Below are 14,586 nucleotides of genomic sequence, written 5' to 3' on the forward strand. Positions count from 1 at the left end.
GCAGCGAATCCGGCATCGGCCCTCGGCGTGCCGTCACTTGGGCGTTCGTGCCCCTGCATAAGGTCGCCCGGACCGACTCGCCAGGAGGTTGGTGTTGCCGTGAAGCCGTCCATCTGCTTGTGCATGATCGTCAAGAACGAGGCCAACGTCATCGAACGATGCCTCGCCTCCGTCCACGACCTGATCGACACCTGGGTCATCTCCGACACCGGCTCGACCGACGGAACCCAGCAGCTGATCCGCTCGACCCTCCAGGGCATCCCGGGCGAACTCCACGAGGAGCCCTGGGTCAACTTCGGCCACAACCGGAGCCTGAACATCAGGCATGCCCGCGACAAGGCCGACTATCTGCTCCTCCTCGACGCCGACCTGGTGCTCCGACAGGAAGGCCCACTGCCCGAGCTGACCGCCGACTCCTACATGCTTCGGCACGAAGGGACGACGGAGTACCGCATCAAACGACTGGTCCGGGGCCACCTCCCCTGGCGCTATGAAGGCGTGACCCACGAGTACCTGACGGCCGACCAGAACCACGGCCAGGAGAACGTCGACGCGCTCGTCATCGAGGACTTCGCCGACGGAGGCTCACGCCACGACAAATTCGAACGTGACGCACGACTGCTCAGCGCCGAACACCAGCGCGACCCCGCCAACACCCGCACAGTCTTCTATCTGGCGCAGACCATGCGCGACATGAAGAAGACCGACGAGGCGATCGCCCTGTACGAGCGCCGTGCGCAGATGGGCGGTTGGGTCGAGGAGGTGTACTACGCGCTGCTCCAGGTGGGCGTCCTCAAGGCCGACTCCGACGACTGGCCGGGGGCCATGGATGCCTTCTCTCGTGCCTGGGATTCGCGTCCGGAGCGGCTCGAAGCCTGCTACGAGCTGGCCGCGCGGCTGCGCCGGATGAGGCGCCATCACTCCGCTCACGCGATCGTCCGCGCCGGGCTGGACCGGAAGCCGCCGGACGACCTGCTGTTCATCCAGCCGTGGGTGTACCGATGGGGACTGCTGTTCGAGTTCTCGATCACCGCGTATTGGGTGGGCGACTTCACCGGTTCCCTCGCGGCCTGCGACCGGCTCCTCGCGATGCCCGACCTGCCCGAGCCCTATCGCACGCAGACCGTCACCAACCGGGAGTTCGCCGTGCAGCGCCTCTCCCCGATTCCCGAGCCGGCCACGGGCGACCAGGCGGTCGACGCGCTGCCGGTCGGGCCCCCGCAGCGAGACTGAGGCTTCGACATGGCACTTCTCTCCCCGTCCTCGGCCCAGGACCGTACGCCGCCCGCTCGCGACGGCGGCGGCTCCGGGACTCCCGCGGCACGGGACGCCCGCGGAATACTGCGCAGCGTATGGATCTGGCCAACGCTCATCACCTTTGTGCTGACGGTGTACCAGATCGGCATCCCACAGTTGTGGGAGGACGAGCTCAACAGCTGGGACATGGCCGCACGCGGCACCGGGGAGCTGCTGTCCGCCGTGCGGAACGTGGACGCGGTGCTCGGTGCCTACTACCTCTTCCTGCACGGGTGGATGGCGGTCGTCGGGGAATCGGCCACAGCGGTGCGGCTGCCCTCGGCGCTGGCGATGGCGGGTGCCACCGCGTGCACGGCGCTGATCGGGCGGCGTCTGTTCGGCCGGCGCGCGGGACTGACCGCCGGTCTGCTGTTCACGCTCGTTCCGGTGGTGACGCGTTACGGCCACGAGGCCCGCCCCTACGCGCTGGTGGTTCTGGCCGTGGCCCTGTCCACGCTGCTGCTGCTCCGGGCCCTGGACCGCCCCGGAAACCGGTGGCGCTGGGCGGGCTACACGCTGTCCTTGGCGGCGGTGGGCCTACTGCATCTGGTGGCGCTGACCGCCCTGGCCGGACACCTCGTCGTGGTGGCGCTGCATGCCCGCTCGGAGCGCCGGACGGCCGTGCGTTTCGGTCTCGCCGCGCTGATCGGTGTGGCCGCCTCGGCCCCCGTCGCGCTCCTGGGCAGAGCGCAGGCCGGACGGCAGATCGCCTGGATCCCAGAGCCGGACCTGTCGAGCCTGCTCACCTTCTGGCCTCAGTTGTACGCCTCGGCCCTGGCGGCCGGTGCGGTGACGACGCTGGCCGTGCTGGCATGGGGCGAGCGCCGTGACGCCGTCCTGTCCGCCACCGCGCTGGCCGTGCTGCCGCCGCTCGTGCTCTGGGTCGTCTCGCACGGGGACGTCTCGTACTTCTACTACCGCTATCTGCTCTTCACTCTGCCGGCCTGGGTGGTGCTGGCCGGGGCGGGACTCACGGCCGCGCGGTCCCGGGCCCTGGTCGCGGCGGCGCTGGTCGTCGTCGCGCTGCTCACCCTTCCCGAGCACCAGGCGATGCGGAAGCCGTACGCGCACTTCTGGCACGGCGTGGATTACGAGGGCGCGGCGCGCACGATCCAGAAGTACCACCGGCCCGGGGACGCGGTGGTGTACGACCGTGGCCCCGACTACTGGCGCATGCTCGACGTCGGAGTCCGCTTCTACCTTCCCGACGGGCTGCGGATGCGTGATGTCTTCCTGGCGGAGTCGGCCGCCGACCGCAACGATCTGTGGTCCACCGAATGCCCGGATCCGGCCGCCTGTGTGAAGGACGAGCGCCGGATCTGGCTGGTGGTCGGCGGCAACGACGCCGATCCGTTCGAGGCGCTGCCGGGACCCCAGGCGCGGGCTCTGCGGGCGCGCTACACGGCGAGCGGCACCGAGCGGCTGACGGGGGTCACCGTGGCACTGCTGCGGCGCCGGTCATAGGCGCCCGGCAGGTCTCGAAACGGAAGGCTTCGCCGTCGATGTCGCGCTCGACGGCGGGGGCGGCCTGTGGCGGGCGCGGGAGAATTCCTGCACCGCCACCGTCCTCGACATCGTGCTGCCGGGGATCGACGGCCACCGCGTCTGTCCGCCCCGCGCGCCGAGGGCGGCCAAGGGCCTTGGACCTGTACCGGTCCAAGGCCCTTGCGCGGTGGATGGCGTCAGTGCGCCTTGCCCGCCCGTTCCAGGACGAACACCGGGATCTCGCGGTCCGTCTTCTTCTGGTAGTCGGCGTAGTCCGGGTAGGCGGCGACGGCTCGCGTCCACCACACGGCCTTCTCGTCCCCGGTCGCCTCATGCGCCGTCATGTCCTGGCGCACCGAGCCGTCCTGGAGTTCCACCCGGGGGTCGGCGACGACGTTGTGGTACCAGACGGGGTGTTTGGGCGCACCGCCCAGGGAGGCCACCACCGCGTAGGACCCGTCGTGTTCCACCCGCATGAGCGGTGACTTGCGGATCTTGCCGCTTCTGGCGCCGCGGGTGGTCAGGACGATGACGGGCATCCCCCGCATCGTGGTTCCCCTGGTACCGCCGGAGCTCTCGTACAGCTCGACCTGGTCGCGTACCCACTTCTCCGGGCTCGGCTCGTACTCACCCTCAAGAGGCATGGCGTCCTTCCCTCGTCGATGACGCGTGAACAGTTCAACGCATGAGGGCCAGGCAATCATCCCGCCGGGCACTCGTGGCGGAGGAGAACCGTCCGCGCGTCGAGGGTCCGTGACGTGACCAGGTCGAGGTCGGTCCGGTCCTTCCGCCGATCGGGCCGGGCTCCGTGAGCGCGGGTTCTCGCCGAGGGCACTGCAACGGGGTTGCAACCTCACCCGTGCTCCCATGGCCCGATGACCGATGCCCCCCGCGTGGAGCTGACCCCCGCAGCCGCCGATCTGTTGCGGCGGCTGCGGGCCGCCCACGGTCCGTTGATGTTCCACCAGTCGGGCGGCTGCTGCGACGGCAGCGCGCCCATGTGCTACCCGGACGGGGAGTTCCGTACGGGCCAGTCCGACATGCTCCTCGGGGAGCTCCGGGTGGAGGGCGTCGAGGAGACGGTCGCGTTCTGGATCTCGACGAGTCAGTACGCGGTGTGGAGCCACACACGGCTCGTCGTCGATGTCGTCGAGGGCCGGGGCAGCGGCTTCTCGCTGGAGGCTCCGGAAGGCGTACGGTTCCTGATCAGGTCGCATGTGGTGGGCGGCTGATCAGCCCCATCCCGTGCCGCTTCCCGATCACACCATGCGGAAGCCGGGCGGACCCTGAGCCATGGCCTCAGGGCCTGAGGCTGCCGACCACGTCCGCGGTGGCCGCGATGCCCTCCTGGATGGTGGGCGCCATGCTGGTGCTCGCGAGATAGAAGCCGAGCAGGGCGCAGACGATCGCGTGGGACAGCTTCAGTCCGCCGTTGCGCACAAAGATCACTGCGAGAACCAGCAGCAGCAGCACGATCGAGATCGAAATGGCCATGGCCAACCTCCTCCGCCGCGCCAGGAATGCGGCATTCGGCCGTCAGTCTGGCGCAGCGGAGGGCCCGGACGGCCGACTGGCATGTCCGCCGTACGGGTGCTGTCGTGCAGATGTGTTCGATCAGCCGCGAGCGCGCAGGAAGCGCTCCAGACCTGCCAGATCGTCGGTGTTGATGTGATCGACGCCCGCGGCGAGCAGTTCGGTCCACAGTGCGTCGCGGTCCGGCCCGGCCACGTCGGGCGTGGCCCAGAAGCGGACCCGTCGGCCCTGGTCGTGCGCGTGGGCGACGACGGCCCGCAGCTTCTGCCGCTCGGCAGGCGGGAATTGGCCGGTACCGAGCCAGCTGAAGCTCTCCGTCCAGCTGCCGGAGATCAGCGGGATGAAGGAAGCGGGGGCGGCGGTGCCCAGGTCGTCGAGCCGGCCGTCGTAGAAGGCGTACCGCCGTCGCTGGGCCTCCATGGGGACACGGGCCGCGCGGTCACCGGAGACGACGGGGGTGACGGCGCCGAGGCGGACGTGTCCGTGGGAGAAGCCGCTCAGGATGTGCCGGTAGTGCCGGAGCTGGCGGTCGAGTTCGAGATAGGCGTCGGCGCCGTCGGTCTTGATGTCGATCAGGAGCTGCACGGGCCGCCGGTGCCCCCGGTAGACGCTGCCGTGGTTGGCCCTCACGCGGGCGAGCAACGGGTCGAGGTAGAGGGAGCGCAGGGTACGGGTGGGGTCGAGGTCGGCCGGATCATGGGCGACGAGCAGGTCTCCGTCGACGAGGAAGATGTCGGCCTCGACGCTGGTGAAGCCGTGCGACAGAGCGTCGGACAGCGGCCGCGGGTGCAGATAGTCGTTGTGGGCGTGGGCCCGGCGCAGGGGCTGCGGGCCCGATGGCCCGCCGTGCTTCTCCGCGGCCTGCGCGTAGGCGGGCGCGACGAGAGCGCCGGTCAAAGCGGCGGCGAGGGTGGTGACGGCGCTGCGACGGGTGGTCAGCACGATGGTGCCTCCGGGCTCCGGGGGTCGGGAGGGACATCGGTGAGTATCCGTCCGGCAGGGCCCAACAGGCAGTGGTGCGCAAGGAGTTCGGCCATCCGTCACTTGGTGCTCAGTGGGCACACCACGACAAGGGCCGCCGCACCTGGGGTCGGTGCGGCGGCCCGGAGGTGCCCGTGGTCGCGGCTACGGAGCCTGGAGGCCGACCAGTTCGGCCAAGGTGTCCTTGTGGCGGCCCGGTGTGCCGAGCGCGATCTCGTCGGCCTTGGCCCGCTTGAGATACAGGTGGGCGGGGTGCTCCCAGGTCATGCCGATGCCGGCGTGGAGCTGGACGCACTCCTCGGCGGCGTGCACGGCGACACGGGAGGCGTACGCCTGGGCGAGGGACGCCGCGAGAGGGGCCTCGGGGCTGTCGGTGGCCAGCGCGTCGGCGGCGTTGCGCGCCGCGGCGCGAGCGGAGACGACCGCCAGCCACAGCTGCGCCATCCGGTGCTTGAGCGCCTGGAAGGACCCGATGGGCCGGTTGAACTGGTGGCGCTCGCGGGTGTGACGGACCGTCTCCTGAAGACACCACTCGGCAACGCCCAGTTGCTCGGAGGCGAGCAGGGCGGCCCCGGCGAGGAGCCCCCGGCGTACCGCGCGCTCGGCGACGGGCGCGTCGGCGAGGCGGGTGGCACCCGCCGTGTCGCCGGTCGTGACGGCGGACAGCGGACGGGTCAGATCGAGCGGAGTCAGCGCCTCGACGGTGACGTCCGCGCGGCCGAGGGCGTACAGCCCGTCGGACCTCAGCAGGAGGAACACATCGGCGACCGGGGCGTCGGCGACGCCGGTGATCCTCGGGGCGTCGAAGGGGAGCGGCCCCCGCGGCGACGCCGACAGCGGCACGGCGAGCACCGCGGTCTTCGCCCCGGTCGCCAACTGATGGATGAGGGTGGCCACTTCGGTGGATTCGACGTCGAGGTCCAGCAGCGTCGTGGTCGCGATCACCGAGCTCGTGAGGTACGGGATGGGGGTCACGGCGCGGCCGAGCTCCTCCAGGACGACGGCCGCCTCACGGTGGCTCGCACCCTGCCCGCCGAGTTTCTCGGGCACGAGCAGACCGGCCGCGCCCATGTTCCCGGCGAGTGCCTTCCACAGCTCGGGGTCGTACGGTGTCCCGGCCTCGGCACGCACAAGGAGGGACGCCGTGTCGCTCCGCTCGGTGAGCAGGGACCGCACCGCGGCACGCAGATCGTCCTCGGCCTCGGAGTACAGCAGGTCGGGCTGTGTGGGCTGCGTAGTCATCGAGCCAGGTCCTTCCAGGCGACGTCCTTGTCGTTGCGCGGCTCGGAGGGCAGTCCCAGTACCCGTTCCGCGACGATGTTCAGCAGTACTTCGCTGGTGCCGCCCTCGATGGAGTTGCCCTTGGAGCGCAGATAGCGGTAGCCGGCGTCCCGGCCGGTGAAGTCGACGAGCTCCGGGCGGCGCATGGTCCAGTCGCCGTACAGCAGGCCGTCCTCGCCGAGGAGTTCCACCTCCAGGCCGCTGATCTCCTGGTTGAGGCGGGCGAAGGCGAGCTTCATGCCACTGCCCTCGGGTCCTGGCTGGCCTGCGACGAGTTGCTGGCGCAGGCGTTCTCCGGCCAGGCGGGCGACTTCGGCCTCGACCCACAGGGTGAGCAGTCGCTGGTGCAGTTCGTGGGTGCGCAGCTCGGGGCGTTCGCGCCAGGTCCGGGCGATCGGGCCGATCATGCCGCCCTCGCGCGGCAGGCGGCTGCCGCCGATCGAGACGCGCTCGTTCATGAGGGTGGTCTGGGCGACCTTCCAGCCGTCGCCGATCTCGCCGAGGCGGTGCGCGTCGGGGATGCGGACGCCGGTGAGGAAGACCTCGTTGAACTCCGCCTCGCCGGTGATCTGACGCAGAGGCCGCACCTCGACACCCGGGTCGCTCATGTCGCAGATGAAGTAGGTGATACCGCGGTGCTTGGGCAGATCGGGGTCGGTGCGCGCGATGAGGATGGCCCAGCGGGCCACGTGCGCGCTGGAGGTCCACACCTTCTGGCCGTTCACGACCCAGTCGTCGCCGTCGCGGACGGCCCGGGTGCCGAGCGCGGCGAGGTCGGATCCCGCGCCGGGCTCGCTGAAGAGCTGGCACCACACTTCCTCTCCGGCCCAAAGGGGGCGCAGGAAGCGCTGCTTCACCTCGTCGGAGCCGTACGTGAGGATCGTCGGCGCGGCCATGCCGAGGCCGATGCCGATCCGGCGCGGGTCGTTGTCGGGCGCGTTCGCCGCCGCCAGCTCGGCGTCGACGACGGCCTGGAGCGAGCGCGGCGCTCCGAGTCCGCCGAGTCCTTCGGGGTAGTGCACCCAGGCGAGGCCGGCGTCGAAGCGTGCCATGAGGAAGTCGGTGCGGTCGGTCGTGGCCGGAGGGTGGGCGGCCAGCAACTCCTTGGTGCGACCGAGCAGTTCGGCTGCGTCCGTCATCACTTGGCGCCTTCCGGGATGACGACCAGGCGGCCGGTGGTCGTGCCGTCGGCGACCCGCTGGACGGCGTCGGCCGCGTCCTGCATGGCGACGCGTCCGCTGACGAGCGGCTTGATCACGCCCTGGGCCGCGAGCTGGGCCAGTTCCTCGTGGCAGCCGCGGATCGCGGCGGGGTCGAGCTGGTTGTACAGGCCCCAGTGGAGGCCGACGATCGAGTAGTTCTTCACCAGGGCGTGGTTGAGGGCAGGGCTGGGGATCGTGCCGCTGGCGAAGCCGACGATCACGATCCTGCCCTCGAAGGCGACGCACTTGGCGGACTTGGCGTAGGCGTCACCGCCGACCGGGTCGTAGACGACATCGGCACCACGGCCGCCGGTCGTGTCCTTGACCGCGGCGACGATGTCGTCCTCGCGGCGGTCGAGGACGACGTCGCATCCCAGTTCCCGGGCGGTCCGGGCCTTGTCCGCTCCGCCGACGACTCCGATGACACGGGCTCCGGCCGCCTTTCCGAGCTGGACGGCCGCGCTGCCGACGCCGCCCGCCGCCGCGTGCACGAGCAGGGTCTCGCCCGCCCGGATGTGGGCGCGGCGGTGCAGTCCGAACCAGCCGGTCTGGTAGCCGATGTGCAGGGCGGCCGCCTCGGCGTCGTCGAGGGCCTCGGGTGCGTCCAGGACGGCCGCGGCGTCGGCGACGACATAGTCGGCGAGTCCGCCGTTCGGCAGCGCGGGGTTGGCGATCACGCGGCGGCCGTCCTCGGTTTCGCCGCAGATCTCGACGCCGGGTGTGAACGGCAGCGGCGGCCGGATCTGGTACTGGCCGCGGCAGAGCAGGGCGTCGGGGAAGTTGATGTTCGCCGCGCGGACCCTCAGCAGCAGCTGTCCCTCGCCGGGCGTCGGCCGGTCCACCTCTTCGAGCCGCATCACCTCGCTCGGCTCGCCGTTGCGGTGCACTCGCCATGCCTGCATCTCGGGGCCTCCACAAACCGTAGGCAGTACCATGCTCGTCGCATACTAAGCGGTCGCTTGCCGCTCGGGAAGCCCCCGCCGAAAGGCCTGGTCAGCCGCGCTTGGGGCGAGCCCGTACATGCATCCGCTCCCCCTGAGGGCCGAAGAGACTCAGGAACTCCACGGGCCCCTCCCCGGCAGGGCCGAACCAGTGCGGCACGCGCGTGTCGAACTCCGCGGCCTCCCCGGCGTCCAGCACCACGTCGTGGTCCCCCAGGCGCAGCCTGAGTTTGCCGGACAGCACATAGAGCCACTCGTAACCCTCATGGGTCCGCAGTTCGGTGTCGCCGCCGCTGGTCTCCTGCACCACCTTGTACGCCTGGAGCCCGCCGGGCTGACGCGTGAGCGGCAGCATCGTCCGCCCATGCCGGACGATGGGCTTGGCGCGCACCCGGGGATCACCGACCGGCGGAGCGCCGACCAGCTCGTCCAGAGGCACCTGATGGGCGCGGGCAATGGGCAGCAGCAGTTCGAGACTGGGTCTGCGGCGGCCGGACTCCAGCCGCGACAGGGTGCTGACGGAGATCCCGGTCACCTCGGAGAGCGCGCCGAGGGTGGCCCCGCGCTCACGCCTGACCCGGCGCAGACGGGGTCCCACCTCGTTCAGCACGGCATCGAACTGTGTGTCGTCGTCCATGCCTCTATTGCAGAAACGGCAAGCCGCTTTGTCAAATACGCGAGACGGCCATCGGCAGCCCGAGGGACGCCCCGGGAGGACAGCGCACGGTACGGATGCGTCGCGATCCTGACAAACGTCAGGGTCAGGGCACGCCCGGGCCCGGCTACGTTGCATCGCGAACGACAACCACCCACTGAGGGGGACCTTCATGCGCAGGATCGCAAGAGCCGCCGCGGCGATGACGCTGGCCATCGGGGCGCTCACCACCGTCGGTGCAACGAGTGCCCAGGCCGCGACGGAGCACGGGTGTCCTGACGGATACGTCTGCATCTACCCGGAGAACACAGGCTGGAACAACGACACCCCGTCGCACTCCTACTACAACTACGGCACCTACAACCTCAGCGGCATGTACGGGGTCCACCGCATCCTCAACAAGCAGACCGACGGTGCGACCCTGCGGACCTGCACCGGTTACAACGGCACGGGATGCGAGGGCTATCTGCCCGGCGGTGGCTGGTGGATCGACAAGGACATGACGCCGATCAACTCGATCACCCTTCAGCCGTAGGCGCGTTCGACGGCACCGCGGCGCCGGACCGGACCTCCGACGGGAGATCCGGTCCGGCGCCGTCCGTCCTCGCCGTACCGGCACAGGAGACCGAGCCGCCCCGGAACCGGCGCGAACGGCGGCGGAGCGGTCACTGCCGGGAAACGCGTCCCTCGGCCTGATGACGAACCGCCCGATGTCCGCGGCACCCGGCGCCACGACCGTGAGCTTCTCGGTGGCGACGGTTCGGCCGTCACTGGTTGCCGTGATCAGGTACGTTCCCGCGATGTTTCGTCCGCGCTGACCTCGAAAGCCGGCCCGGCCAGCGGGAACGGGACAAGGCCGGCCGTATGTGCGGCCATGGCTGCTCCACGGAACACGAAATCCCCTTTCCCCCGGTGCTCTTCGTCCAGGAAGAGCCCGTCCCGACGGATCGGGTTGCGCCGCTACGCAGACCTTCCGGCCATATCGATCTTGCGGTGTCCGCACATGAGGGTTTCCGGTCAGGAGCCGCTCGCCGAGCATCCGGCCTGATCTCCCTGCCACTGCCGAACGGCATGGGTCGCCGTCGGCTCACACCATCTCCCGGATGTCGGCCGTACACGGGCATGGCGGTTTCGGCCTCAAGCGGCTATCGATGCGCCATGACGGACGAGAGCGCCTCCCCGCGAAGGACCGGACTTCCCGCCCCTCCCCCACTCGGCGCCAGCGCGCTGCAGCCAGGGGCCTACGAAGGCAGCACCGTCCTGGTGACCGGTGGCGGATCCGGGCTGGGCAGAGCCATCGCCGCGGAGTTCGCGCGGCTCGGCGCGGATCTGATGCTGGTGTCCCGCAACGCCGAGCGGCTGAAGGCCGCCCAGGAAGAACTGTCCGCGATCGGCGGGCGGGTGTGCGCCGCCGTGTGCGACATACGCGAGCCCGACCGTATCGCCGAGGTTTTCGACGCCGCCGAGGCGGCCCTCGGTCTGCCTGATGTCCTGGTGAACAACGCGGCGGCCAACTTCCCCGTCCCGGCGGAGGAACTGTCCGCCAACGGCTGGCGCGCCGTCGTCGACATCACCTTGACCGGAACCTGGTTCATGACCCGGGAGTTCAGCCGACGCCATCTCGCTACAGGCCTGCCGGGGTCGGTGATCAATGTGGGGGCGTCGTACGCCTGGACCGGCGGCCCCGGGTTCGTGCACTCCGCCGCGGCCAAGGCAGGCGTGAAGAACCTCGTCGAGACCCTGGCCGTCGAGTGGGGACCCTACGGAATCCAGGTCAACGGGCTGGTCCCCGGGCTTGTCCCGCACGACGACATGACCGCCGAGATCCGTGGCGGCCTGGACAGGGCCGACGGCAAGGACGGGCGTCAGCCCGCTCTGCGGGTCGGGCAGCCGCGCGAGATCGGCTGGGCGGCGACCTTTCTGGCCTCTCCGTACGCCCGGTTCGTCAGCGGGCACACGCTGGTGGTGGACGGGGCGAACTGGCAGCGCCGGACCCTGGTCGCAGCGCCGGTGGAGACGGTCCGGGAGCAGTTGGCGCGCGGAGGGCCCGACGACTGATTCACCCGCCCCCGAAGTGCGGTGACCGCTTCGCCGCACTCGCCGCGTACCCCTCCCGGGAGTCCTCCGAGGTGAGGGTGAGGGCCGCGCCGAGTGCCGTACGGTCGAGTGCCGCCGCCATGCCGGCGTCCGCGTAGGCGTCGATGCCGCGTTTGATCGCGCGGACGGCGAGCGGCGCGTTGGCCGCGATCTCGGCGGCGACCTCTCGCGCGGTGCGTTCGAGCTCGTCACGGGGCACCACAAGGTGGAGGAGCCCACGGCGTTCGGCCGTTCCGGCGTCGATGCGGCGGCCGGTGAGCGCCAGGTATTTCGCCCACCCCGCACCCGCGTCCCGGGCGATCCGCAGATCGCCGCCCGCGTCGACGGCGACCCCGATCTGTGCCTCCGGCAGGGCGAAGACGGCGTCGTCGGCCGCGACGCGGATGTCCGCCATGAGCGCGAGTTCGAAGCCGAAGCCGAGGCAGTAGCCCTGGACGGCCGCGACGATCGGCTGCGGAAGGCGGGCGAAGGCCGCGAACCGTTCGTGCACCCAGCGGATGCCCTCGTAGGAGCGGTGGGTGCGCTCGGCGGGCGTGCGGCCGGTGATCGCACCGCCCGGCGCGGTGACGTCGATTCCGGCGCAGAAGGCGCGCCCCTCGGCGCGCAGCAGCACGGCTCTGATCGTGTCGTCGAAGCGGATCCGGTCGGCCATCAGTCCGAGCTGGCGGCTGGACTCCCAGCTCCAGCCGTTCAGTTTCGCGGGGCGGCAGAGGGTGAGGACCCCGATACCGTCGCTGACGTCGAGGCGTATCCGCTCCTCACCCTCGGCGATCTCCCGGTCCAGCGTGTCGATCATCGCGGCACCCCTTCTGACGCAGCATCAGAATGCGGTGCAGCGTACCTCCTGCGTCAGCGGCCGAACAGCTCGAAGGCGACGGCGGGCCGGCCTCCGAAGCGCTCCGCCATCCGCTGGGCGTTCCCGGTGAGGAAGCTCCGGCAGTACTCCTCGGGGTTCTGGTCCGTCAGCACCTCGATATACGTGCGGTGCTCCATCAGCGACAGGACGGAGCGCTCGAGGCCCGCCGTGGCGTCGACCGCGTGGGTGGGCGTCGTGGTGCCCGCCACGGCCACCCAGCGCACCCCGTTCCATGGCTCAAGGCCCTGCTCGGTGATGAGTTCGGGGAAGATCCAGCGGTTTCCGGCGTCAGCGGTGGCGTCGAGCGTCGCCCGGCCGACGGCCCGGTGGTCGGGGGTGTTCCAGGCCGTCCCGCCCCAGGTGTCCCGGTGGTTGAGCGTGATCACCAGCTCGGGGCGATGACGGCGGACAGCCGCGGCGATGTCCCGGCGGAGCCCGGTCCCGTACTCGATCACACCGTCCTTGTGGTCGAGGAACTCCACCGTCGACACGCCCACGACCGCCGCGCTCGCCCGCTGCTCCCGCTCGCGCAGGGGGGCGCACGTCGCGGGGTCGATCGTGTCGATGCCCGCCTCGCCCCTGGTGGCGAGGAGGTACGTGACCTCCCGGCCGCCGTCGGTCCACCCGGCCACGGCCGCGGCGCAGCCGTACTCCAGGTCGTCCGGGTGGGCGACGACGGCCAGGGCGCGCTGCCAGTCGTCGGGCATGGGTGCCAGCTGTTCGGTCACAGGGTCGGTCATGGCCGCAGGATACGGCGCCGAGTCCTCGTCAGGCGTCCCCGCGGGCCAGCGCGAGCAGCCTGTCGAGCACCCGCGTCCCGCTCGCCCGCACACCGTCGTGCTCGTACTCGTCGGTGACCCAGGTACGCAGTCCACGGACGGTGTCGGCGGTGCGCAGTGAGTGCTCGGCGTCGACGTACATGTCGGCGTGGTAGACGGCGGCGGCGACGGGCACCTCGTTGGCGGCGAGCCGGGCGGGGTCGTACAGCGGCGTCCAGTCGGTGCGGGCGGCCAGCAGCTGAGCGGTCTCGCGCAGCGGGCGCAGGGCGGGGTCCACGTCGAAGTGCCAGGGGTGGATGCTCTCCCCGGTGAACAGCAGGGGACCGTCACCGTTCAGCGGGGCGGCGGCGTCGAACTGCGGGAAGTCGGCGCGGACCCGCTCGGCGGCCCAGTCCGTGGGCTTGCCGCCCTGGGCGTAGATCGCCTCGTGCAGTGCCGCGTACAGCGGATGCCCGGCGAACGAGAGGGTGCCGAGCACGGCTTCCTGGAAGGCGTCGGAGAGTTCGTGTCCGGCGCCCGTGCGGACGAAGGCGTCCTCCAGCAGATAGTGCAGCTGATGGCTGCCGTCCCCGCCGCCGAGCAGGATCCCCAAAGACTGGAAGGCCTCGGGCGTGAGGGTGTAGCCGCCGGGCAGCACGGTCTTGTGCTCGGTGAGGTGCTCGACGATCCGGCGCGCCCGGGGCACGTCCTGCGGGTAGCGGGCGTAGTGCGCCTCCACCTTGCGCTGGATGCGCGGGTACGCGGCGCGGTAGACGTCGTCGGCGTGGGCGTCCAGGGCGGGCAGACCGCCCGTGATGATCACCGTCCGCAGCCCTTCGGGGGCGGTGGAGAGATAGTGCATGGCACAGAAGCCGCCGAAGCTCTGGCCGAGCACGGTCCAGGGCGCGCCGCCGGTGAGCGTCCGGCGGACCGCCTCGCAGTCGCGCACGATGCTGTCGGCCCGGAAGTGGGCGAGGTGAGCCGCCTGCTCCTCGGGGCCGCCGCGCAGGGGAAGGTTCTGACGGTTCTGGGGCGTGGAGCGGCCGGTGCCGCGCTGGTCGAGGAGCAGCACCCGGTACTCCTGGACGGCCCGTGCGAGCCAGGCCTGTTTGCCGGCGAAGCGGCGGGCGCCGAAGCCCGGCCCGCCCTCCAGATAGACCAGCCAGGGCAGATCCGCTCCGCAACGCCCGGCGGCGACGACCTCGCGGCCGTACAGTTCGAGCTGCTCCCCCGCCGGTTCGGCGTGGTCGAGCGGAACGGTGAAGTGCCGGTCGGTGAGGACGAGTCCCGGCTGGCGATAGCTGGTCACTGGCTGCTCCTGTTTCTGTTCTTGTCCGCCCATGGGATCACATGGGCGGACGGGAACCGCAGGAGCGGGGTCAGCCCGTCGGGAAGCCGTCGGACCGGAGCCAGGCCGTGCGTACACGGAACGGGTCCGGGAGGCTGCCGCGAAGGAGTGATGCGTTCCGCCGGGCGGCTCGGCGCGCATCCTCGTCGGCTA

The 14,586-nt window shown here is 70.9% G+C and carries 15 protein-coding genes; 5 read left to right on the forward strand and 10 right to left on the reverse strand.

Going from position 1 to position 14,586, the window contains the following annotated elements:
• Nucleotides 1–123 precede the first annotated feature (123 nt).
• Both OG293_RS03320 and OG293_RS03325 read left to right on the forward strand, forming a co-directional pair.
• Nucleotides 124–1,233 carry a glycosyltransferase gene (locus OG293_RS03320; protein WP_405997238.1) on the forward strand — a complete coding sequence of 370 codons (1,110 nt, stop codon included), beginning with the start codon at nt 124–126 and terminating at the stop codon, nt 1,231–1,233.
• A 9-nt stretch (nt 1,234–1,242) separates the two neighbouring features.
• Complete coding sequence (locus tag OG293_RS03325) at nt 1,243–2,760, forward strand: glycosyltransferase family 39 protein (protein ID WP_405997239.1); 1,518 nt, start codon at nt 1,243–1,245, stop codon at nt 2,758–2,760.
• A 218-nt stretch (nt 2,761–2,978) separates the two neighbouring features.
• Here OG293_RS03325 and OG293_RS03330 read toward each other — a convergent pair whose 3' ends face one another.
• The gene (locus OG293_RS03330) at nt 2,979–3,425 is read right to left on the reverse strand and encodes a nitroreductase family deazaflavin-dependent oxidoreductase (protein ID WP_405997240.1); all 447 of its coding nucleotides are present in this window, start codon (nt 3,423–3,425) and stop codon (nt 2,979–2,981) included.
• A gap of 231 nt (nt 3,426–3,656) precedes the next feature.
• On the opposite strand from OG293_RS03330, the gene OG293_RS03335 reads away from it, so the two are divergent.
• Nucleotides 3,657–4,013 (forward strand): DUF779 domain-containing protein, encoded by a 357-nt coding sequence (locus OG293_RS03335; protein WP_405997241.1) that lies wholly within the window; start codon nt 3,657–3,659, stop codon nt 4,011–4,013.
• 67 nt (nt 4,014–4,080) lie between these two features.
• On the opposite strand, the gene OG293_RS03340 is transcribed toward OG293_RS03335, so the two are convergent.
• The 6 genes from OG293_RS03340 to OG293_RS03365 all read right to left on the reverse strand — a co-directional run bounded on the left by OG293_RS03340 (nt 4,081) and on the right by OG293_RS03365 (nt 9,356).
• Nucleotides 4,081–4,275, reverse strand: coding sequence for a hypothetical protein (locus OG293_RS03340; protein WP_405997242.1), 195 nt, complete (start codon nt 4,273–4,275; stop codon nt 4,081–4,083).
• 120 nt (nt 4,276–4,395) lie between these two features.
• The gene (locus OG293_RS03345) at nt 4,396–5,259 is read right to left on the reverse strand and encodes a phosphatidylinositol-specific phospholipase C/glycerophosphodiester phosphodiesterase family protein (protein WP_406003489.1); all 864 of its coding nucleotides are present in this window, start codon (nt 5,257–5,259) and stop codon (nt 4,396–4,398) included.
• A gap of 180 nt (nt 5,260–5,439) precedes the next feature.
• Nucleotides 5,440–6,537 carry an acyl-CoA dehydrogenase family protein gene (locus OG293_RS03350; protein ID WP_405997243.1) on the reverse strand — a complete coding sequence of 366 codons (1,098 nt, stop codon included), beginning with the start codon at nt 6,535–6,537 and terminating at the stop codon, nt 5,440–5,442.
• The gene (locus OG293_RS03355; RefSeq protein ID WP_405997244.1) at nt 6,534–7,715 is read right to left on the reverse strand and encodes an acyl-CoA dehydrogenase family protein; all 1,182 of its coding nucleotides are present in this window, start codon (nt 7,713–7,715) and stop codon (nt 6,534–6,536) included. The genes OG293_RS03350 and OG293_RS03355 overlap by 4 nt, the downstream gene beginning before the upstream one ends.
• Nucleotides 7,715–8,680, reverse strand: coding sequence for an NADPH:quinone oxidoreductase family protein (locus tag OG293_RS03360; RefSeq protein WP_405997245.1), 966 nt, complete (start codon nt 8,678–8,680; stop codon nt 7,715–7,717). Before OG293_RS03360 ends, OG293_RS03355 begins: the two co-directional genes overlap by 1 nt.
• A gap of 91 nt (nt 8,681–8,771) precedes the next feature.
• The gene (locus tag OG293_RS03365; protein WP_405997246.1) at nt 8,772–9,356 is read right to left on the reverse strand and encodes a helix-turn-helix domain-containing protein; all 585 of its coding nucleotides are present in this window, start codon (nt 9,354–9,356) and stop codon (nt 8,772–8,774) included.
• A 190-nt stretch (nt 9,357–9,546) separates the two neighbouring features.
• Between OG293_RS03365 and OG293_RS03370 the strand changes: the two genes are divergently transcribed.
• A complete protein-coding gene (locus OG293_RS03370; protein ID WP_405997247.1) occupies nt 9,547–9,909 on the forward strand; it encodes a hypothetical protein in 363 nt (120 codons plus the stop codon).
• A 623-nt stretch (nt 9,910–10,532) separates the two neighbouring features.
• Nucleotides 10,533–11,432 carry an SDR family oxidoreductase gene (locus tag OG293_RS03375; RefSeq protein WP_405997248.1) on the forward strand — a complete coding sequence of 300 codons (900 nt, stop codon included), beginning with the start codon at nt 10,533–10,535 and terminating at the stop codon, nt 11,430–11,432.
• A gap of 1 nt (nt 11,433) precedes the next feature.
• On the opposite strand, the gene OG293_RS03380 is transcribed toward OG293_RS03375, so the two are convergent.
• From OG293_RS03380 to OG293_RS03390, 3 genes are read right to left on the reverse strand one after another with little or no spacing between them, the layout of a single operon-like run.
• Complete coding sequence (locus OG293_RS03380; protein ID WP_405997249.1) at nt 11,434–12,267, reverse strand: enoyl-CoA hydratase/isomerase family protein; 834 nt, start codon at nt 12,265–12,267, stop codon at nt 11,434–11,436.
• 53 nt (nt 12,268–12,320) lie between these two features.
• Nucleotides 12,321–13,067, reverse strand: a complete 747-nt coding sequence (locus tag OG293_RS03385; protein ID WP_405997250.1) for a PIG-L deacetylase family protein — start codon at nt 13,065–13,067, stop codon at nt 12,321–12,323.
• 28 nt (nt 13,068–13,095) lie between these two features.
• A complete protein-coding gene (locus OG293_RS03390) occupies nt 13,096–14,394 on the reverse strand; it encodes an alpha/beta fold hydrolase (protein WP_405997251.1) in 1,299 nt (432 codons plus the stop codon).
• Nucleotides 14,395–14,586: the final 192 nt, after the last annotated feature.

The organism is Streptomyces sp. NBC_00829 (assembly GCF_045161795.1).
GTDB lineage: Bacteria > Actinomycetota > Actinomycetes > Streptomycetales > Streptomycetaceae > Streptomyces.

Bases quoted from the DNA above. Each gene is read 5' to 3' on its own strand.
- OG293_RS03320 (WP_405997238.1), top strand. From the start codon at position 124: ATGATCGTCAAGAACGAGGCCAACGTCATCGAACGATGCCTCGCCTCC.
- OG293_RS03325 (WP_405997239.1), top strand. From the start codon at position 1,243: ATGGCACTTCTCTCCCCGTCCTCGGCCCAGGACCGTACGCCGCCCGCT.
- OG293_RS03330 (WP_405997240.1), bottom strand. From the start codon at position 3,425: ATGCCTCTTGAGGGTGAGTACGAGCCGAGCCCGGAGAAGTGGGTACGC.
- OG293_RS03335 (WP_405997241.1), top strand. From the start codon at position 3,657: ATGACCGATGCCCCCCGCGTGGAGCTGACCCCCGCAGCCGCCGATCTG.
- OG293_RS03340 (WP_405997242.1), bottom strand. From the start codon at position 4,275: ATGGCCATTTCGATCTCGATCGTGCTGCTGCTGCTGGTTCTCGCAGTG.
- OG293_RS03350 (WP_405997243.1), bottom strand. From the start codon at position 6,537: ATGACTACGCAGCCCACACAGCCCGACCTGCTGTACTCCGAGGCCGAG.
- OG293_RS03355 (WP_405997244.1), bottom strand. From the start codon at position 7,715: ATGACGGACGCAGCCGAACTGCTCGGTCGCACCAAGGAGTTGCTGGCC.
- OG293_RS03360 (WP_405997245.1), bottom strand. From the start codon at position 8,680: ATGCAGGCATGGCGAGTGCACCGCAACGGCGAGCCGAGCGAGGTGATG.
- OG293_RS03365 (WP_405997246.1), bottom strand. From the start codon at position 9,356: ATGGACGACGACACACAGTTCGATGCCGTGCTGAACGAGGTGGGACCC.
- OG293_RS03370 (WP_405997247.1), top strand. From the start codon at position 9,547: ATGCGCAGGATCGCAAGAGCCGCCGCGGCGATGACGCTGGCCATCGGG.
- OG293_RS03375 (WP_405997248.1), top strand. From the start codon at position 10,533: ATGACGGACGAGAGCGCCTCCCCGCGAAGGACCGGACTTCCCGCCCCT.
- OG293_RS03380 (WP_405997249.1), bottom strand. From the start codon at position 12,267: ATGATCGACACGCTGGACCGGGAGATCGCCGAGGGTGAGGAGCGGATA.
- OG293_RS03385 (WP_405997250.1), bottom strand. From the start codon at position 13,067: ATGACCGACCCTGTGACCGAACAGCTGGCACCCATGCCCGACGACTGG.